The organism is Sporosarcina sp. P18a, assembly GCF_002743135.1.
Taxonomy (GTDB): Bacteria; Bacillota; Bacilli; order Bacillales_A; family Planococcaceae; genus Sporosarcina.
Window position 1 is genome coordinate 273,526 of the sequence record NZ_PDYQ01000001.1, and the last position, 20,985, is coordinate 294,510.

Here is a 20,985-nt window from a genome sequence, read left to right on the forward strand (position 1 = left end):
GAGGATATGTATGCAATCGGTCGCTTTACAGCCAGTCAAAATGAAAACGAAAAGAATTAAAGTAGTGGATAGTCCTGATTTTCAACGCAGTTCAGTGTTGCAAATTACCGATTTATCAGTATATTATGGTGGGCATTGTGCTGTTAATGAAGTCAGTCTATCATTCCCAAAACAATCCGTTACGGCATTGATTGGTCCGTCGGGATGTGGGAAATCAACTTTCCTGCGTTCTATTAATCGCATGAATGATGAAATAGACTCATGTCGTACGGAAGGAAAAATTTATTATGAAGGAGTAGACTTGCATTCACCCAATGTGAATTTACATGAAATACGCAAAGAGATTGGAATGGTATTTCAAAGACCTGTTCCGTTTGCCAAATCTATTTTTAAGAATGTTGCAGCTGGACCTATGCGCTACGGAGTGAAGGACAAGCGAAAATTACAAGGAATTGTAGAAGAGAATCTAAAAAAAGCAGCACTGTGGGAAGAAGTAAAAGATCAACTACATACATCCGCTTTACGCCTTTCAGGTGGGCAACAACAACGACTTTGTATTGCCAGAGCACTTGCCATGCAACCAAACGTTTTATTACTAGATGAACCTGCTTCTGCACTTGATCCGGTCTCGACCGCAAAAATCGAAGAACTGATATCCCAATTAAAAAAAGATTATACGATCGTGATCGTCACACATAATATGCAACAAGCGGCACGTGTTTCGGATGAGGTAGCGTATTTTTATATGGGGCGTGTCATTGAGCATGGACCTACTGAACAAATATTTAATAATCCACATCATGAACAAACAGCACATTATATTAATGGACGCATTGGATAGGGGAGATTGAAATGAATGTAGTGGAATCCATCGAACGATCCGTCATTCAAACTGAAGATTTACAATTCTATTATAATACCCACCATGCATTAAAAAATATCAATTTGAAGTTTGAAGAAAAGAAAATTACGGCACTTATAGGACCATCGGGTTGTGGAAAATCAACTTTTTTGCGGACAATGAACCGTATGAATGATCTGATTCCCGGAGTGAGGACAGAAGGGGCAATTTGGATCGGTAATGAAAATATAACCGAGCCGTCTATTGATCCAGTGGAATTGCGAAAAAAAGTAGGAATGGTATTTCAACATGCGTCGGTCTTTCCGTTCTCAATTTATGAAAACATTGCATATGGACCCCGTACTCATGGAGAAAGGAATAAAAAAGTATTGGATGAGATCGTAGAAGAGAATCTGCGCGCCGCTGCTTTATGGGATGATGTAAAAGATCACTTGGATCATCCCGCTACAGGTCTTTCGGGCGGACAACAGCAACGGTTAACGATTGCACGAACATTAGCGACCAAGCCAGAGATTTTATTAATGGATGAACCTACTTCAGCTCTTGATCCAATCTCTACCGCCAAAGTAGAAGACTTGATCCGAACATTAAAAGAGCGCTATACGATCATTATCGTAACGCATAATATGCAACAAGCTGCGCGAATATCCGATTTCACAGCTTTCTTCCTAAATGGAGAAGTAAAAGAGTATGGACAGACGGCAACACTTTTCACTAACCCATTATTTTCCGAAACGAAAGATTATATAGCAGGAAAGTTTGGTTGAATTCAGGAAGAAAATATATGAAAAGTAGGTAACTCATTACATATAAAAGCAAACAGCCAGCTTCCTATAGAAGGATGCTGGCTGTTCGTGTATTAAGAAATGGTTTCATGAGCACGTGATGCTGTAATTTTGGCCATTCGTGCGTCGTATTCATCCACTGTCATATCGTGTTCTACAAAATAACGGTTACGAGGGTGTGTGCGGCAGTCGTCTGAACAACTGCGCATATAGAAATGTTCATTCTCTTCTGAGCATAGAATTTTTGCATTACACTCAGGATTTGCACAGTTTACATAGCGTTCACAAGGTGTGCCGTCAAAATGGTCGCGTCCTACGATGACGTGCTCTACTTGGTTGATCGGAACTGCGATACGCTCATCGAATACGTAGCATTGACCGTCCCATAACTGTCCTTTTGCTTTAGGGTCTTTACCGTAAGAAACGATACCGCCGTGCAAATGTGCTACATCTTCGAATCCTTCACGTTTCAACCAGCCAGTGAACTTCTCACAACGAATCCCGCCCGTACAATAGGCAAGAATTTTCTTGCCTTCAAGCTGTTCTTTGTTTTCCATTACCCATTCAGGAAGATCACGGAAGTTTTCGATATCCGGGCGTATTGCACCACGGAAATGACCTAGGTCATACTCATAATCATTACGAGCATCCAAAACAACAGTGTTCTCATCCTGCATTTGTTTTAAGAACTCTTCAGGCTCCAAATATTCACCTGTAAGTTCTAAGGGATTGACATCTTCAGGTAAGCTGAGATTGACAATCTCTGGACGGAAGCGAACGTGCATTTTTTTGAATGCGTGACCGTCTGTTTCATCAATTTTAAACCACACATCAGCAAAACGTGGATCGGCTTTCATATGCTCCATATACGCATCCGTTTGTTCGATTGTTCCTGAACAAGTACCGTTGATGCCTTCTGCACCGACAAGAATACGTCCTTTTAATCCAGTTTCTTTGCAGAATTCCAAATGTGAAGCCGCAAACTCTTCAGGCTCCTCGATTGTTACATACTTATAAAACAATAATACCCGATAGTCTTTCTTTTCCATGTAAATTACCGCCTTCTGTTTGATCTTTGCAATAGACAACAGCCGAGATCGGTGTGTACAAAGGGATAGTGTGTCCCTTGAACCCGAATTTGCAAGAATCGGGCCCAGAATAGTATAGCATAATTTCATTTTCGAGAAAAGGATTCAAAAAGCTATTTCACATAAAAATTTTTTTGAAAGGCAACACACCACTACACACAATTTTGTATCATCATGGATTTGTTGTATACTAGGAGATGGAAAAACCTTCATATAATTCAATTGAAATTAAAGGTAGCAGATTGTAAAATATTAAGGTGGAATACAGAATACTTTTGGAACGTAAAGGGTATAGTAATCCTATTGCTAGTAAACTGTAATTTATCATCCATGCTGGCGAATGTGTAGTAAAGGAGTCCTTTCATGAAAGATACAAATAAAAGACGTCGATCATCATGGATCGATAGTGCATTGATCATCACGATCATCACTTTACTATCTATTACGCTACTATTAATAGTGAATGTAATGAAGACTAAAGATACCACCTCTCCTAAACACGTAACACATGAAATTATACCTGCGCCAAAACAAGAAGTGTCGGTTGAGTCGATTATATCGCCGTATCCAGGTATTAAAATGTTTACGGAGATACCTAAAGACTCACAGTATCCTTTTACCATTCGTTATCCTCAAACAGAATACGATGGCTTTAATAAGCAAGTGTTGGACTATGTAGATCAATTGAAAACAACCTATGCCAATGAACAACAAGAGGAAAATAGAGTGTCCAAGTTAGATGTATCTTTTGAAACGCTTCAGCACCTTTCGGGAAACTATTCTTTTGTTATGCGTGCTGTTACGTACTTTGCTGATCAAGATAGTCAAATGAAGATACAAACATTTCATATCAATCCTGAAACAGGAGATGAACTCAAGATTGAAGATATTGTGGATCATAATCTGGAAAAGCTAAAACGAATGGCGAGTGTAGTGCGTGATGAAATCCATCATAGTCCTTTGCTAGAAGGCGATGTGATTAAGGAAAGTGTATGGCAACCTACTGAACCTATGTGGGTAAACTATCGCAACTATGCCTTAACAGATGATTCATTATTTCTATACTTTGGGACAGGTGAATTTACAAAAAGGCAAGCTGGACCGGCAACTGTGGAAATCCCACTACGAAAATTGAATCCATTCCTAGCAAAGGAATTTCAAGTTGCAACTGATGACACTAAAAAGGAAAAGACTATTGCTTTGACGTTTGATGATGGTCCCGATCCAGTTTATACACTAAGAATTTTGGAGACACTTAAGAAATATAACGCAAAAGCTACCTTTTTTATGCTCGGCAATAGAGTTCATTCATATCCTTCAATTGCTAAGAAAGTGGCAGAAGCTGGGCATGAGATAGGTAACCACTCATGGAATCATCCTACCTTGACGGGGCTTACTGACGTGGCACTTCAAAGTGAAGTGAAAGGGACTTCCGATATCATTGAAGCGATCATCGGACACCCAGCAACTGTTTTCAGACCTCCATATGGTGCTGTAGATGATCGCGTACGGGAAAGCACGAAATTACCTGTCGTTTTATGGAATGTGGATACATTGGACTGGGATCATCATGACCCCGAACTGATATTAGAACATGTTGCACAAGATGCACGTGCAGGCAGTATAATTTTAATGCATGATATTCATGAATCAACTGCAGATGGTCTGGATGCGGTACTTGAAAATCTGCAGTCTCAAGGCTATAAATTCGTGACAGTATCTGAAATGGATAATTATTAATGAGAAGTTGTTCCATTGTTTTTGTCTAACAATGGAACAACTTTTGTTTTGTACAGTCCTATTGATAGACAGAAATTTATATTCTGTCCAAATAGCTGTAACATATAGGGAAAATAAATAATGGTGAACTGTAATTAGTGCAGCACAGCATGATATACTATACGGAATGAAATCATTGGAGGAACAACGAGCATGGAATGGAGAAATTTATACCGCGGTTTTTTGATGGGCATCAGTGATCTGGTTCCCGGAGTAAGTGGCGGAACGATTGCATTTATATTAGGCATCTACGATCAGTTGCTGATTTCAATAAGCGGATTTTTTAGTAAGGACTGGAAGAGACATATTGGTTTCCTCATTCCGCTTGGTATCGGAATGGGTGCGACGATCATTATATTCAGTAAAGTTATTTCATATTTACTAAAGCACTATAACGAACCTACCCAATACTTATTTTTAGGGTTAATTGTTGGTGTCATTCCATTTGTTTCAAAGCAAGCGGGACTGAGAACGAACTTTAAATTCCGTCATATTGTTTTGATGGTAATAGTGGCAGCTGCATTAGCTTCTACCGCTTTTATGAACCCTATTGATCCAATATCTATTACGCATCTAACAGTGAAAAATACCATCATTCTTTTCTTATCGGGATGGGCAGGTAGTATGGCGATGCTGTTGCCAGGTATTAGTGGGTCTTTCATTTTACTGTTACTAGGCGTTTATGCGACAGTCATTACGGCTATTTCAGACTTTAATATACCGATTATTATCGCGACAGGTTGTGGTATCGTTGTTGGGTTTATAATCAGCAGTAAACTAATACGCTACCTTCTTTCTAATTTCCATACTGGAATGTTTGCCGTAATCATAGGATTAATCATCGGGTCGGTCTTTGTGATTTATCCAGGCATGCCGGAAAGTGGTACGCCATTTGTCATGAGTGTTATTGCAGTGGTTCTTGGACTTTTGATTGCTAATATATTAAATGGTGTAGGCGATAAAGCGTAGAATGCAAAAGCCGCTTGGGGAAAATTCCTCAAGCGGCTTTTCATATGGTGTTATTCTTCTACTATCGTTGTTGTATTTTCTATATCTACATCTGCCATGGGAATATCCAATGCTTTCGCTACACCTTCACCGTATTTCGGATCTGCCAGGTAGCAGTGACGGATATGCTTGATTTTAATCTCTTTCGGTGCGTCACCCATATTTCGTGCAGTATTCTCGAACAGACGCTGCTGCTCCTCGAGGTTCAAAATATTGAATAACTTACCAGGCTGTGTAAAGTAGTCATCGTCATCTTCACGGAAGTCCCAGTGGTCTGCGTCGCCATGAATTTTTAGTGGCGGCTCTTTAAAGTCTGGCTGCTCTTGCCATTCACCATAGCTGTTTGGTTCATAGTGAAGAGTAGAGCCCTTATTACCATCAACACGCATTGCCCCATCACGGTGGAAGCTGTGGAACGGACATTTTGGTGCGTTGACGGGAATCTGATGATGATTGACACCTAAACGGTAACGTTGCGCATCGCCATAAGAGAATAGACGGGCTTGCAACATTTTATCAGGTGAGAACCCAATGCCTGGAACGACCGCGGCTGGTGTAAACGCAGCTTGCTCTACTTCAGCAAAGTAGTTTTCAGGGTTACGGTTCAATTCGAATTCACCGACTTCAATTAAAGGGAAGTCCTTTTTATACCAAACTTTTGTTAAATCGAATGGATTATACGGCATTTCCATTGCTTCTTCTTCTGTCATTACTTGAATGTACATTTTCCACTTAGGGAAATTGCCATTGTCAATGTTACTCAGCAAATCGCGTTGAGAACTTTCACGATCCGTTGCAACAGTCGCTGCAGCTTCTTCATCTGTCATATTTTGGATACCTTGCTGGGAACGGAAATGGAACTTAACCCAGTGACGTTCATTGTTTTCATTGATCATACTGAATGTATGGCTACTAAATCCATGCATTTCGCGGTATGAACGGGGAATACCTCGGTCGCTCATTAAGATCGTGATCTGGTGGAGTGCTTCAGGAAGTCCAGTCCAGAAATCCCAGTTGTTTGTTGCGCTGCGCATGTTTGTACGTGGATCACGTTTGACTGCGTGATTCAAGTCTGGGAATTGCAAAGGATCACGGAAGAAGAATACAGGTGTATTATTTCCGACCATATCCCAGTTTCCTTCTTCAGTATAGAACTTCAAAGAAAAACCGCGGATGTCGCGCTCTGCATCGGCTGCACCACGTTCGCCTGCAACTGTCGAGAAGCGTGCGAACATCTCCGTCTGTTTACCAATCTCGGAAAATAACTTTGCTTTCGTATACTTTGTAATATCATGCGTTACAGTGAAGGTGCCGTATGCTCCAGATCCTTTTGCATGCATACGACGCTCAGGAATAACTTCGCGATCAAAATGTGCTAATTTTTCAAGTAACCATACATCTTGTAATAGAAGGGGACCTCTTGGACCAGCGGACATAGAGTTTTGATTATCAACTACTGGTGCTCCCGCAGCCGTTGTCAATTTTCTTTTTTGAGAATTATTATCATTGTTATTCAAAATACATTCCTCCTCAGGTATTGGTTTGTAATCTATAAATACGATTGTATCAAAACCTAATCCAAAAATAAACCCTTATTTATAATTATTATCAACTAATAATTATTATTAATAGGTACAGGTTATTATGTACTGTATATTCATCATAATTTGTTGCTAACTATTTGTCTAGAAATACGATTTTGATTAAGTATTATAGTAGAATGATGTATAATCATGATAGAAAAGGTTTCACGTAGAAAGGATATCAATATATGAGCACTCTGAAAAAGTGGTTTCTTTATGCTATAGTATTTAGCTGTTTATTATTAGTGTTAGTCGCATGCAGCACGAAAGAACAAAGCGCACCGCCAGAAAAAACACCTGAACTATCTCCTGCAATTCTAGAACAAGAGGAAGTGATTGTGGCGGCTGTTGAGGATGAAGAGTTATATCAGAATGTCGTAAGTCGGCTGGAGCAGGCAGGTTTCACTGTAGGCGAACCCGCTGAAGCTGCGATTGATATGTTCAGAGCGGAAAGTGGCATGATCGTAACGATCAATGGGGATGCTTTACTTCCATTGCATCTCTATAAACTAGATCCATCTGACAAACGACTTGAAATAGTTGAAGAGACAGGAAATCTTCCTGTCTATATCGGCAGCAAGACAGAGCAGTTGGCCGTAAAAAAGGTAGATCACTTCATTATATATCTTCACAAAGGACATCCTGAGTATGATGAGATTATGAAAGTACTACATAACATGTAATTAAAACGACTTGCTTCCTGCTAATGGGGAGTGAGTCGTTTTTTTTATATTCGAAGACTGCCATATTGTGTGAGGAGACATAGATTTTCCAAGAGATCATAGTAACGGCTTAACCGCTCACAAATGTTGTCAACCGCTCAAAGTTCTTCCACAACCGATCAAAGACACGGTACAACCGCTCATACCTATTCCGTACTCGCCCTATCATACTCGTTAACCGCTCTATACAGTTATTTCCCCAATAATGAACTTCAATTGCATGAAAGCCCCCTTGCAACAGAAACCTAGTCTACTATTAGTAAATCTAGTTAGAAATACCACTGAAACCCAGTCATACCGCACTCTTTTACGCGTTGTTACAAAGCCGCCATAACTTATAGACAATTTGGTCATAAGTTTGCAGATTTGTAACAGGAATATCGTACATAGTTCACGAACTATTTTTTGTTCTGCGTTATTCTAGGTAATAGAATCACAGTTCGAAAGGAGATTAACAAAAATGATGGAAGAAGTCTTATTAGCGAGAATTCAATTCGCATCTACTACATTGTTCCATTTCATTTTCGTCCCTTTGTCCATCGGCCTGGCGCTGATTATCGCGATCATGCAAACGATGTATGTAGTGAAGAAAGATGAAATTTACTTAAAAATGACGAAGTTCTGGAGTGTTTTCTTTCTAATCAACTTCGCGATTGGTGTAGTGACCGGAATCATTCAAGAGTTTCAATTTGGAATGAACTGGTCCGCCTATTCTAGATTTGTTGGAGATATTTTTGGTGCTCCACTTGCTGTAGAAGCTCTATTAGCATTTTTCTTAGAATCTACATTTATTGGAATTTGGATTTTCGGTTGGAATAAACTTCCGAAGAAATTACATTTAGCTTGTATTTGGTTAGTTTCTATCGGGACGGTCATGTCTGCATTCTGGATATTGGCAGCCAACTCGTTCATGCAAAATCCAACAGGCTATGTATTACAAAATGGCCGTGCGGAAATGAATGATGTGGTAGCTTTGCTGACCAATGAAAAGTTATGGGTCGCGTTCCCGCATACGATTTTCGGAAGTTTCGCTACGGGTGCTTTCTTTGTAGTTGGTGTCAGCGCGTGGTATTTGATCAAGAAACGTCATGTCGACTTCTTTAAAAAGTCTTTGGCGATTTCACTGGTCATCGGTATGTTATCAGGACTTGGAATTGCATTTACGGGTCACTCACAAGCTCAGTACTTGATGCATGCACAACCAATGAAGATGGCTGCTGCAGAAGCGCTATGGGAAGATAGTGGTGATCCGGCCGCATGGACATTATTCGCAAAGATTGATGTGGAAAATCGAGAGACAACTAAACGTATTGATATACCTTATATGTTGAGTTATTTAACATACAGTGAGTTTAAAGGGAAAGTGCAAGGTATGAACGCACTTGAACAACAAATGATTGATAAGCATGGGGAAGGGGAATATCTTCCACCAGTCAAAACGACATTCTGGAGCTTCCGTATAATGGTTGTCACAGGTGGTACATTACTTGGATTAGGCGCACTTGGTTTGTTCCTGATGTTCCGAAAGAAAATTGTAGAATCCGTTTGGTTCCTACGACTTCTAGTAGTGGGGATCTTCCTACCGTTTATTGGGAATTCATTTGGTTGGATTATGTCTGAAATGGGACGACAACCTTGGGTAGTAAACGGTTTAATGAAAACGGTTGACGGTATTTCACCCAATGTCTCAGCAGGACAGATTCTGTTTTCACTTATTTCCTTTTCCACAATCTATACGATCCTCGGAATCATCATGGTCATATTGTTCGTGAAGTTCATCCAGCGAGGTCCGGATGAACAAACGGAAGAGGATGTATCGGCAACAGATCCGTTTGAAACAGGAGGTGCAGGACATGCCGTTAAGTGATATTTGGTTTATATTAATCGCTGTCTTATTCATAGGATTTATCTTCCTAGAAGGATTCGATTTCGGTGTGGGAATGAGTACAAAGTTCCTGGCTCGAAATGATTTGGAAAAACGGGTCGTCATGAATACAATTGGACCCGTATGGGATGCTAATGAAGTATGGCTCATTACAGCGGGTGGTGCGATGTTCGCTGCATTCCCACACTGGTATGCCACCGCTTTTAGTGGATTCTATTTACCATTCGTCGTCTTATTGCTAGCCTTCATCATACGAGGGGTGGCATTCGAGTTTCGTAATAAAGTTGATTCGAAAGCTTGGGTCAAGACGTGGGACTGGGCGGTATTCATCGGTAGTATCTTACCACCTTTCCTATTTGGGGTATTCTTCACGAGTTTAATTCGTGGATTACCAATTGATGGGGACATGAACATGTATGCGGGCTTTACCGATTTCGTAAATGTCTACACAGTGATTGGCGGCGTGACGTTTGTTTTGTTATCGTATCTGCATGGATTGCTTTTCATCGGTTTGAAAACGGTAGGCGATTTACGTGAGCGGGCAAATACAGCAGCGCGTAAAGTGTATGCATTAACGGGTGTGTTTCTAGTACTGTTTATGATCTTCACGCATTTGGACACAGATGCTCTTACAGATCATGGGGCTATTCTAATCCCGCTGTATAGTCTGGCCATCGTATTATACGGATTACTGTTCTTCTTCTTGAAAACGAAACGAGAAGGACTAAGTTTTACGATGACTGGTTTAGTATTGATCATTATCATGGCAAGCTTTTTCATCGCGCTATTCCCGAATGTGATGATCAGTTCACTGGATCCTGCATTTAATATGTCGATTGCAGATGCGGCTTCAGGAGACTATTCATTGAAAATCATGACGATCGTAGCGTTTACTATGGTGCCAATCGTTTTGGCTTATACAATTTGGAGTTATTATGTGTTCCGTAAACGGTTGACAGGTGATAAGGAGCATCTAGAATACTAATGGATAAATACTTGCTTCAATACAAAGGAAGTAAACAAGTGATGGCATGGATTGGACTACTTACTGTAGTTCAGTCAATCGCCATTGTGGTTCAAGCGATTTATTTAGCAAAAGCCATCACACAATTGTTCCAAGGTGCAGACTGGAGTGAAGCGCTTCGGTCATTTGTGATTTTTGTCGTAGCCAACAGTTTACGTCATGTGATTCAATGGGCAAAAGAGCGTATTTCGTATCGATTTGCCGATAGGACAGCAAAGGATTATGAGCAAAAATTACTGAAGAAAATCTTTGATCTTGGCCCTCAAGTAGTTGGGAAATATGGTTCTGGACATTTGGTGACACTGGGTTTGGAAGGTGTCCCGAAGTTTAGAAAGTATTTGGAATTGCTTATACCACGGACATTAGCGATGGCTATTGTTCCATTCGTCATTGTGGTATATATCATTACCTTAGATATTATGTCGGCTGTAACACTCATTATAGTGCTACCGATTCTTATCATTTTTCTAATTCTCATCGGACTCGTTTCTAAGAAGAAAATTGATGAACAGATGGATACGTACCGTTTACTATCTCGGCACTTTGTCGATTCGTTACGGGGAATTGTAACACTGAAATACTTGGGGCGTAGCCGAGCGCATGAGCAATCCATTGCTATAGTCAGTAACAAATATCGTATTGCAACGAATCGATCTTTGCGCTATGCGTTTCTGTCTTCGTTTTCATTGGATTTCTTTGCCAGTCTTTCGGTTGCGGTAGTGGCGGTTGAACTTGGACTTCGATTGATTAATGGACAGATTCTTCTTGAACCGTCACTTATTATTTTGATTCTAGCGCCAGAATTTTTCTCGCCTGTTAGAGAATTAGGAAATGACTTTCACGCGACAGCCGACGGCAAAGACGCAAGCTTACAAATACACAGTATCTTAGAAGAGAAAACAGTTCTGCCACCAGCCATAGATTCGCCGATTGCTACTTGGAACGATGAGTCGAAGTTGGAATTACGCAATGTCGAAGTCAAAAACGATGAACAGATTATTTTTGAAGGTTTAGATTTGGAGTTAAAAGGGTTCACAAAAGTAGGCGTCATTGGCCATTCAGGTGTAGGGAAATCGACACTAGTTGATGTCTTGTCAGGTTTCACGCTACCTACTGACGGAAGTTGCGTACTGGACGGACAAGAATTGCCGCACCTAGCCACATTGGAGTGGCAAAAACAAATTGCCTATATTCCACAACATCCTACGATTTTTCCGGATACTGTAATCGGAAATATTCGCTTTTATGAACCGGATGCTACATTGCAGGAAGTACAAGACGCCGCGGAGCGTGTAGGTCTAGATCGATTGATCGCAACATTTCCTGCGGGTTATGAAGAACGGATCGGAGCGGGCGGGAGAGTGCTGAGCGGTGGGGAAGAGCAGCGGATTGCGCTAGCTCGTTCGTTACTACAACGTCGTCAAATTTTATTATTCGATGAGCCGACCGCGCATTTAGATATTGAAACAGAGCATGAATTAAAGCAAATGATTTTACCGCTTCTTGAAGATAAGCTCGTAGTGTTTGCTACCCATCGGATTCATTGGATGAAGGAAATGGATACCATCGTAGTCCTTGAAAACGGTAAAGTGGTAGAGTCGGGCGCCCATGAACAATTAATAAAACAAGACGGAGCTTACTGTCGTTTACTTGAAGCGCGTGGAAGGGGGTATGCTATATGAACTTGTACCGACAACATATACTTCCTTACGCCCGTAAATATAATAAAACGATACTATCTACTATACTGCTCGGAACACTGACTATTCTTTCAGCTGCGATGTTGACTTTCACATCAGGATATTTAATATCTCGTACATCGGAAAGACCTGAAACGATCTTACTCGTGTATATTCCGATCGTGGCAGTCCGCACATTTGGTATTTCGCGTGCGGCCTTACGATATGTAGAGCGTCTGCTCGGACACAATGCCGTATTGAAAATTATTGCCGATATGCGCGTGCAGTTATATCACGTTCTGGAGCCGCAAGCATTATTTATTCGTTCGCGTTTTCAAACAGGCGATCTACTCGGTGCGCTAGCGGATGATATTGAACATTTACAGGATGTGTATATCCGTACGTTGTTTCCTACCGTCATCGGATTATTTCTATTCAGTTTCTCTGTGATTGTACTAGCTGTCTATGATTGGAAATTTGCGCTTATTATGGCCGTGTTATTAGCGATTGTGACGTTTGTTTATCCTATGCTTTCACTGTATATGATGAAGAAAAATCAGCTACAGTCGAAAAAACTTCATAGTCAATTATATAACACGATGACAGAAGGTATTTTTGGTTTGCGGGATTGGATCATCAGCGGTAGAAAAGAACAATTTCTTGCTTCATTTAAAGAAGAAAGTCATGCAAGTCACGCTATTGATAAAAAATTAGTCTATTGGCAACAATCGCGTACAATGCAATTGCAAATTTTCTCTGGTTTGCTGGTCTTAATCGTTGGTATTTGGGCAGGACAACAAGCGGCAGCCGGTTCGTTGGCACCCACGTATATCGCTGCATTTACATTGGTTACGTTGCCTATTTTAGAAGGGTTGATTCCCGTGTCATTTGCGATTGAACGTTTACCTGCTTATGAAGCTTCATTGCAGAGAGTCGACACTATACATCAGCAAAATACTTTAGAGGAACAAATTCCAATGGAGCTAGGTAATGTAGATCAAGTGTCTATAGTCCTCGACAATGTGAGTTATCGTTATGAAAGTCAAAAAGAAAATGCAGTACAAAATATTACACTCACGATTCAACCAGGAGAAAAAGTTGCGGTACTTGGTAAGAGCGGCGCCGGAAAGTCTACTCTAATACAGCTATTACTAGGTACCGTTCAGCCGACAACTGGACACGTACATGTCAATGGACAATCTTCTTCACTCTATGGAGATTCCATATATGAAATCATGAGCGTCTTAAATCAGAAGCCATATCTTTTCGCCACCACAGTTCAAAACAATATAAAACTTGGAGATGCATCCGCTACGTTAGAAGATGTACAGCGGGTGGCTGAACAAGTCGGTTTATACGAGTATTTACAAACACTTCCTGAAGGCCTGAAAACACAAATGGAAGAAACGGGACAACGTTTCTCGGGCGGTGAACGTCAACGAATTGCACTGGCGCGGATTTTATTGAAACAAACGCCTATCGTCATTTTAGATGAGCCTACGGTTAGTTTGGATCCCGTAACTGAACACTCTCTTGTAGAAACACTTCATCAGTCATTAGAACATAAAACGGTTGTATGGATCACACATCATTTAATAGGCATGGAGAAAATGGATCGTATTATTTTCATGGATAATGGTGAAATCATCATGAATGGGACGCATCAAGAATTATTGGCTACGAATGAAAGATATCGTCAGCTATATGTGTTGGATCAAGGTATATAAAGAATTGCATGAAAAATGACGATATCATTTCTTAGCCGAAATGACATCGTCGTTTTAGTTTCTAAACATAGTGCGGATGTGGCACTACGTCTAGAAACTATGTTTTGTGTTTTCATCTCCCGGTCATTTAGAAAAAAGGTAAATGAATGAAATAGCCGAGTAACAAGCAAACTGTTGTCGAGACAATCACACCGGGTATGGCAAACAATACATAGCGGTGAATACTCATGCCGCTCATCCCCGAAATATAGCAGATTAAATGACGCATGCCTGGAACAAAGTATCCTAATGTCACCGTCCAGGAGCCGTAGGTCATAAACCATCGCTCGATCTTGTGCATACGATGTGGTGTAAGGAATAAATGTTTTCCAAAACGTTGAATCAACGGTTTACCAAGTTTTCTACCAATCAAATATGTGAACAATGATCCGACCATTACACCGGATAGTGTGAAAATTATTGTGAATAGAAATTGGAATGTTCCTGCTGAAGTTAAATAACCAGCGAGTGCTACAAGCAATTCATCGGGCACAGGAAGCCCGAAAATACCCAGGGACAAAAAGAAAAATATCGACAGATAACCATACTGAACTACATATTCTTGAAGATGTTCCATCAGAAAACCTCATCTACTTAATATTGCCACTCTCCGATCCTATCACCAACTTGAACTTCTGTAAAAGGCATTTCTTCTGGTCGGAATGCCTCATGGTGTTCGATAAATAAAATAACAGTGGACCCAAATGCAAAATGACCAAAATTTTGCCCTTTTACACAAGTAGTTTCAGAATTGGCAATGCGGATACTGTTTACATTTAAGGCGCCCACCTTGACGATTGCTATATGTCCGAAATCAGTCGAGAGTTCCGAAATAACTCTATGGTTGGAAGAAAACACATCGTCACGCATGCGAATTCCTAGATCATTAACAGGATACGAGGTAGAACCTAATGCATAGCGATTCACAAGTGTTCCGGAAATAGGATAATGGAAATGATGGTAATGTCTCGGTGAAAGATAGAATAGATAATAATAGCCATTCGTATAGCGTGCGGCTTTTTCCGAATCGCCAAGCAATGCATGTAGACTGTATGTTTTATCTTTTACATTAAATTGTTGGTGTGGATCGATGTTGCCTGAATCGCTTAATACACCGTCGACTGGCGAGATTACGTTCATTGGATTGCTATCGATCGGTCTTTTGCCCGCCTGTAATGAGCGAGTGAAAAAGTCATTGAGACTGGAATATTGCTCTTTTGGGTATTCCGCTTCGTCTACTTGAATATGGTAGAATGATGCAAAGGGCTTAATTAGCGGCTTGCTAATTCGAGAAGTTGTCAATTTTTTTAGTAGTGCTGAACTAACTGGCGAACCTGTTAGTTCTACAAATGATTTAAAAATACGTGTTTTCATCTTTTCTTCCTTTCATTAAAAGCATATACTAAAGAAGTATACGAGGAGGTCGTAACTTGTTTTCATTCAGATATTTTGATTATACTAAACTAAAATCACAATTGGCGAATATCATCACACTTTTTAATTTAAGTTTAGGGATTATAGCGATATTACTTGTGCTTCAAGGCCATGCACATATGAGTCTAATGTTCATATTCTTCGCTGCATTATTTGATCGGTTCGACGGTATGGTAGCTAGGCATTATCATGCAGAGTCGGCATTTGGGAAAGAACTCGATTCACTTAGCGATTTAGTTTCATTTGGTGTAGCACCTGCTATTCTACTCTATGATACAGCGTTGACTGATACGATGTGGATTGGTTTGTCCGCTGTGATTTTTTATATTTTAGCAGGCGCTGTCCGTTTAGCCCGTTATAACGTAGAAGAGTTTGATGGTTCCTATTATGGCCTGCCTATAACAGCAGCGGGTGTTTTACTTACATTAAGTTACTTTGTCGTCCCTTATTTGATTGCACCTTACTTTGTGATTTATATGTGCATACTCGCATGGCTGATGGTCAGTCGTATTCGTATAGCGAAAGTGTAAAAAGTGTCTTACAGAGAATTTTTCTGTAAGGCTCTTTTCATTGTAGGAAGCTATCACTGACCTAGAAATTCTGTTATGCTTAAGAAAAACTAGAAGGAGTGGTCGGCATGTCAGGACCTGCATTAAGACAGCTTCATTCACATAAAGCGATTCATGAAGGTGGACTATCTGGTGCCATAATGAAAACAGATGAATTAATAGAATATGTAGAACAAGGTGAAACGGAAATGGTTCAGCAAGCCTGTGATCATTTACTGGATTATTGGAAGACGCGTGTCATCAGTCATGCAGATGCCGAAGAAGAAGGTTTTTATAAACAAGTAATGGAAGAAAAGCCCGAACTGGAGCGAGATATTATCCAGCTTACACGCGACCATGATTTGATGCGAATTCTCGTTGCAGACATCGAGTCGTTACGTGAGGAAGATCCAACTGTGACGCCTGAAATCCTTCAAAAATTTAACGGCTTGATCGTAGTGAATGAGCTACATAGTCGAGAAGAAGAGCGCTTATTGTTTCAATCATAAAAACTAATAATGAGGGAGGTGGTAGCGATCATTCAAAATCCGTTAGATATATTGGATAAGTATTTTGGTTATTCAGCATTTCGGGAAGGGCAACAACGAGTGATTGAACAAGTATTACAAGGTGATGACTCACTTTGCGTAATGCCGACAGGTGGCGGTAAGTCTGTCTGCTATCAAGTACCGGCATTGGCAATGGAAGGAACGGTTCTTGTCATTTCACCGTTGATCTCCTTGATGAAGGACCAAGTCGATGCATTGCATCAGTTGGGTATACCAGCGGCGTATATTAACAGTACATTATCGTCAGAGGAATACTTTGGCACGATGGATAACGCACTCGAAGGAAAGTATAAGCTGTTGTACGTAGCACCTGAGCGATTGGATTCCGAATCCTTTCTCAATCAATTGCAAAAAATGACGATTCCGCTGATTGCGATCGATGAAGCCCATTGTATTTCACAATGGGGACATGATTTCCGTCCAAGCTACCGTAATATACACCGAGTTTTTGATTATTTACGTAATCGACCGATTATTCTTGCATTGACTGCAACAGCTACGCCTGAAGTACAGGATGATATATGCCAGCAATTACATATACCTCCTGTTAGCTGTGTTGTAACTGGTTTTGAGCGGAGTAATCTACTATTTTCGGTAGTAAAAGGTCAAAATCGGGATCAATTCGTTAAAGAGTACACACAGAAAAATAAAAATGAATCAGGTATCATTTATGCTGCAACGAGAAAAGCGGTCGAGCAAGTATATTTGTTACTTGAGAAAAGTGGTATTCCGGTTGCTAAATATCATGCAGGATTACCCGACTATGAACGTCAACATCAACAAGATCGTTTCATCATGGAAGACGCACGCGTGATGGTCGCGACGAACGCGTTTGGTATGGGGATCGATAAATCGAATATACGCTACGTCATTCATTATCAAATGCCGAAGAATATGGAAAGTTATTATCAGGAAGCTGGGAGAGCGGGGCGTGACGGGCTCGACAGCGATTGTTATTTGTTATTCTCTTCGCAAGATGTCTTAACGCAACGCTTCCTCATCGAACAATCTCCAGATCCTTCCCGTGTATCAAATGAAATCAAAAAGATGCAAGTGATGGTTGATTACTGCCATACGGAAGGCTGTCTGCAAAAACACATTATCAAGTATTTTGGCGAAGAGGATGTCGAAGAATGTGGTCGTTGCGGTAACTGCACTGACACGCGTGAACAGTTTGATGTAACAGTCGATACACAAAAAGTACTTTCCTGTGTTATTCGTATGGGGCAACGTTTCGGTAAGACGATGGTTGCGCAAGTACTTACAGGATCCAGAAACAAAAAGTTGAAAGAATTGAACTTCGATGAGCTATCGACATATGGATTGATGAAAGGGCGCAATGCCAAAGATGTAGCCGATTTTATTGAATTTTTGATTTCAAAGAATTATTTACAAGTGGAAAGTGGACCCTATCCGACTATTTTCGTCAGCGAAGACGGGAAAGATGTGTTGTTAGGAAAAGTAAAAGTCTGGCGTAAAGGCGAGATGGTAACAACTGTCGTCGCAACAGATGATCCGTTATTCAATGAATTACGGGCGGTGCGCTTAAAACTAGCACAGGAAGCTGGTGTCCCGCCTTTCGTTATTTTCTCGGACAAGACATTACGGGATATGGTAACTAAAATGCCTGCCACTAATGAAGAGTTATTGTCCGTGCAAGGGGTAGGCGAAACGAAGCTTGAACGTTATGGGGAAGTGTTCCTCGAGATTATCCATTCGTTCTCTACACAGCAAGCGTAAAAACAGGAGATGTCCGGAAAGTCGTGTAGCAACGACTTCTTGTGGCATCTCCTTTTCATTCCCAATCACTTAGTCATACGCACTACATGTAGGAACTTGAACCATACAAAAAAGGTATGTCCGTTAACGTCTTTTGACCTCGATGGACATACCTTTACATATAATTTATTGGGGAATTCGATATTAGTTTGTAGGTCGGATATCTTTTCGCAGACCGATGAATGTAAAAATGGCCGCGATCAACAAAATTGCACTTGCAAGCATAAAAGCATGATGGAAATCTAAATCTAATATACCGATAGTGCCAGACCCCACTACAACGCCAAAGGAGAAGAATGCGTAGAAGAACCCGTACGCTTTCCCTCTTGTTTCAGGTTCTGTGGAATCAATTAGCAACGAGTTGATAGAAGGAAACAGGAATGCGAACCCAGTTCCATAGACAACCATTGCCAACATCATCCACGATAGTTCGTCAACTTGCGATAAGAACAACATACTGCCACTCATCAATAGCAAGCCGATTGCCAATGTGACCATCGGACGGGCGATATCAAAAATACGGTTGATCGGTAAAACAAAAATCAACACAGCAACTAGACCGAACACACTCAACAGCATTCCGGTCATTTTTGCATCAAAGTGAAGGTGTTCTACTTTTAGTGGAAGCACTAATGCCAATACGCCTTGTGAGAACATTAAGAAGAACGCTCCAAGGAGTGCCCGGACGATACCAGGGTGGCGGAAAAAAGCTAACGGCTTTACCGCTTTTTGTTTCGCTGACTTCACTTTTCTTACGTATGTAAAGGAACGTAAAAATAGTATAGCGCCAATCGTCAATAGAATCATAAAGGCGCCATTGATGGCCATAATGGTCGCGACGCTTGTCTTAACGGAAACAATTCCACTATATGCAGGTCCGAAAATGGCCGCGAGCCCGACAAATGCACCCGATATTGCAGCATTCCTTCCACGCTTGGAACGTTCGGAGCCATTAGCGAGAAACGTGAAGGCGGCAGGAATGATCAAGCCTTCCGTCAAGCCGTGTAAAAATCGAATGCCAATTAGTGAAACAGAACCAGAAATCAATCCATATGAGAACAACGACAAAGCCGACGTGAACAAACCAAGTAATAGAATATAAAATGGTCCTCTGCGATCTGTCAAAATACCTGAAATGATATTACCGAAAACATTCGCAAACGAGTAAATACCAACAGATAATCCGACGATGAAAGCGGAAACGCCAAGACCTGTAGCAAACGGACTAATGACCGGCAACTGTGAAAATAAATCAAAAAACGAGAAGAACACAATTAGATAGACAAAAAAACGCATAAAAGATCCTCACTTTACAAAGAATTGACCTACTATCTATTTTACCATGAAACATTTCTAATTGAACCGAACTGCTCAAAAGATAAATATTCGCAATCTATCACCCTTAAAGGTAAAATGAGAAACGTAAACAGAAAGAAAAAGGGGATGAGTGATCTTGACGAAAGAAATTCGAGTAGGAATCGCTGGTTACGGTAATTTGGGGCGTGGAGTAGAGTCAGCCATTAGTCAAAATAAAGATATGACATTAGTTGGTGTATTCACACGCAGAGAGCCGAAAGACGTACAATTACTCTCGGAGCAAGTAGCGGTCTATAAGCTGGATGAAATTGAATCTTTTAAAGAAGATATTGATGTATTGATTTTATGCGGTGGATCTAAAAATGACTTGCCTGAACAAGGGCCAGCACTTGCGAAACACTTTACAACAGTAGATAGCTTTGACACGCATGCAAAGATTCCCGAGTACTTCGCGGCTGTTGATGAAGCAGCTAAAGAAGCAGGGACGACAGCAATCATTTCTGTTGGGTGGGACCCGGGTTTATTTTCAATCAATCGCTTAATGGGAGAATCCATTTTGCCTGAAGGGGAAACCTATACATTCTGGGGTAAAGGATTAAGCCAAGGTCACTCCGATGCAGTGCGCCGTGTTGATGGTGTCAAAGCAGGCGTTCAGTACACTTTACCCGCGGAGGATGCGATCAATCGTGTGCGTAACGGTGAGCATCCTGAGCTTTCAACTAAAGATAAACATACACGTGAATGTTATGTCGTTCTTGAAGAAGGAGCAAGTGAAGATCAAGTTCGTGAAACGATTGTCACCATGCCTGACTACTTTGCAGACTACGATACAATGGTTCATTTTATTACGGAAGAAGAACTTCGTATGGATCATGCAAAGATGCCGCATGGTGGTTTCGTCATTCGAAGCGGCAATACAGGTAAACACACGGATCAAGTCATTGAGTTTTCACTCAAACTAGACAGTAATCCCGAATTCACGTCAAGTGTCTTAGTCGCATATGCGAGAGCAGCTTATAAATTGCAGCAAAAAGGCGAGACTGGGGCGAAGACAGTCTATGACATCGCACCAGGATTGTTATCACCTAAATCACCTGCAGCTATTCGTAAAGAACTATTGTAAGACCGAAGCCATTACGTTTGGATATAGAATGAGG

General features: G+C 40.8%; 18 protein-coding genes. 13 read left to right on the top strand and 5 right to left on the bottom strand.

The features are described 5' to 3' along the window. Positions 1–10 precede the first annotated feature (10 nt). Both pstB (CSV75_RS01340) and pstB (CSV75_RS01345) read left to right on the top strand, forming a co-directional pair. Positions 11–841 (top strand): phosphate ABC transporter ATP-binding protein PstB, encoded by an 831-nt coding sequence (gene pstB / locus CSV75_RS01340; protein WP_199171279.1) that lies wholly within the window; start codon positions 11–13, stop codon positions 839–841. A gap of 5 nt (positions 842–846) precedes the next feature. After that, positions 847–1,629 carry a phosphate ABC transporter ATP-binding protein PstB gene (gene pstB / locus CSV75_RS01345; RefSeq protein WP_369825347.1) on the top strand — a complete coding sequence of 261 codons (783 nt, stop codon included), beginning with the start codon at positions 847–849 and terminating at the stop codon, positions 1,627–1,629. A gap of 92 nt (positions 1,630–1,721) precedes the next feature. On the opposite strand, the gene trhO is transcribed toward pstB (CSV75_RS01345), so the two are convergent. Next, positions 1,722–2,696 (bottom strand): oxygen-dependent tRNA uridine(34) hydroxylase TrhO, encoded by a 975-nt coding sequence (gene trhO, locus CSV75_RS01350; RefSeq protein WP_099674420.1) that lies wholly within the window; start codon positions 2,694–2,696, stop codon positions 1,722–1,724. 402 nt (positions 2,697–3,098) lie between these two features. Here trhO and CSV75_RS01355 point away from each other — a divergent pair, with 402 nt between their 5' ends. Further along, positions 3,099–4,475, top strand: coding sequence for a polysaccharide deacetylase family protein (locus CSV75_RS01355; RefSeq protein WP_099674421.1), 1,377 nt, complete (start codon positions 3,099–3,101; stop codon positions 4,473–4,475). Positions 4,476–4,667: 192 nt separating this feature from the next. After that, positions 4,668–5,483, top strand: a complete 816-nt coding sequence (locus CSV75_RS01360) for a DUF368 domain-containing protein (protein WP_099674422.1) — start codon at positions 4,668–4,670, stop codon at positions 5,481–5,483. 50 nt (positions 5,484–5,533) lie between these two features. Here CSV75_RS01360 and CSV75_RS01365 read toward each other — a convergent pair whose 3' ends face one another. Further along, positions 5,534–6,958: a catalase gene (locus tag CSV75_RS01365; protein WP_233191606.1), complete on the bottom strand. Its 1,425-nt coding sequence runs from the start codon at positions 6,956–6,958 to the stop codon at positions 5,534–5,536. Positions 6,959–7,293: 335 nt separating this feature from the next. Here CSV75_RS01365 and CSV75_RS01370 point away from each other — a divergent pair, with 335 nt between their 5' ends. The 5 genes from CSV75_RS01370 (at position 7,294) to cydC (ending at position 14,142) form a co-directional block, all read left to right on the top strand. Further along, positions 7,294–7,788, top strand: a complete 495-nt coding sequence (locus tag CSV75_RS01370; RefSeq protein WP_099674424.1) for a hypothetical protein — start codon at positions 7,294–7,296, stop codon at positions 7,786–7,788. Between the two features lie 502 nt (positions 7,789–8,290). After that, the gene (locus CSV75_RS01375; RefSeq protein WP_099675312.1) at positions 8,291–9,694 is read left to right on the top strand and encodes a cytochrome ubiquinol oxidase subunit I; all 1,404 of its coding nucleotides are present in this window, start codon (positions 8,291–8,293) and stop codon (positions 9,692–9,694) included. Further along, positions 9,681–10,697, top strand: a complete 1,017-nt coding sequence (gene cydB / locus CSV75_RS01380) for a cytochrome d ubiquinol oxidase subunit II (RefSeq protein WP_099674425.1) — start codon at positions 9,681–9,683, stop codon at positions 10,695–10,697. Before CSV75_RS01375 ends, cydB begins: the two co-directional genes overlap by 14 nt. Beyond that, positions 10,697–12,418, top strand: coding sequence for a thiol reductant ABC exporter subunit CydD (cydD, locus tag CSV75_RS01385; protein WP_099674426.1), 1,722 nt, complete (start codon positions 10,697–10,699; stop codon positions 12,416–12,418). The genes cydB and cydD overlap by 1 nt, the downstream gene beginning before the upstream one ends. Further along, positions 12,415–14,142, top strand: a complete 1,728-nt coding sequence (gene cydC / locus CSV75_RS01390) for a thiol reductant ABC exporter subunit CydC (protein WP_099674427.1) — start codon at positions 12,415–12,417, stop codon at positions 14,140–14,142. Before cydD ends, cydC begins: the two co-directional genes overlap by 4 nt. Positions 14,143–14,269: 127 nt before the next feature. On the opposite strand, the gene CSV75_RS01395 is transcribed toward cydC, so the two are convergent. Together CSV75_RS01395 and asd are read right to left on the bottom strand one after the other, a co-directional pair. Beyond that, the gene (locus tag CSV75_RS01395) at positions 14,270–14,758 is read right to left on the bottom strand and encodes a DedA family protein (protein ID WP_099674428.1); all 489 of its coding nucleotides are present in this window, start codon (positions 14,756–14,758) and stop codon (positions 14,270–14,272) included. Positions 14,759–14,775: 17 nt separating this feature from the next. Beyond that, on the bottom strand, positions 14,776–15,555 hold the full coding sequence (gene asd / locus CSV75_RS01400) for an archaetidylserine decarboxylase (protein WP_099674429.1): 780 nt from the start codon (positions 15,553–15,555) through the stop codon (positions 14,776–14,778). Positions 15,556–15,611: 56 nt separating this feature from the next. Between asd and pssA the strand changes: the two genes are divergently transcribed. From pssA to recQ, 3 genes are all read left to right on the top strand, one after another. Beyond that, positions 15,612–16,145 (top strand): CDP-diacylglycerol--serine O-phosphatidyltransferase, encoded by a 534-nt coding sequence (pssA, locus tag CSV75_RS01405; RefSeq protein ID WP_099674430.1) that lies wholly within the window; start codon positions 15,612–15,614, stop codon positions 16,143–16,145. A gap of 107 nt (positions 16,146–16,252) precedes the next feature. Further along, entirely contained in the window at positions 16,253–16,672 is a 420-nt protein-coding gene (locus CSV75_RS01410) for a hemerythrin domain-containing protein (RefSeq protein ID WP_099674431.1), read from the top strand. A gap of 27 nt (positions 16,673–16,699) precedes the next feature. Further along, on the top strand, positions 16,700–18,472 hold the full coding sequence (gene recQ / locus CSV75_RS01415) for a DNA helicase RecQ (protein ID WP_233191607.1): 1,773 nt from the start codon (positions 16,700–16,702) through the stop codon (positions 18,470–18,472). 183 nt (positions 18,473–18,655) lie between these two features. Here the strand turns inward: recQ and CSV75_RS01420 are convergent, their stop codons facing one another. Next, on the bottom strand, positions 18,656–19,807 hold the full coding sequence (locus tag CSV75_RS01420) for an MFS transporter (protein WP_099674433.1): 1,152 nt from the start codon (positions 19,805–19,807) through the stop codon (positions 18,656–18,658). Between the two features lie 157 nt (positions 19,808–19,964). On the opposite strand from CSV75_RS01420, the gene CSV75_RS01425 reads away from it, so the two are divergent. Next, complete coding sequence (locus CSV75_RS01425) at positions 19,965–20,951, top strand: diaminopimelate dehydrogenase (RefSeq protein ID WP_099674434.1); 987 nt, start codon at positions 19,965–19,967, stop codon at positions 20,949–20,951. The last annotated feature ends 34 nt before the right edge of the window (positions 20,952–20,985 follow it).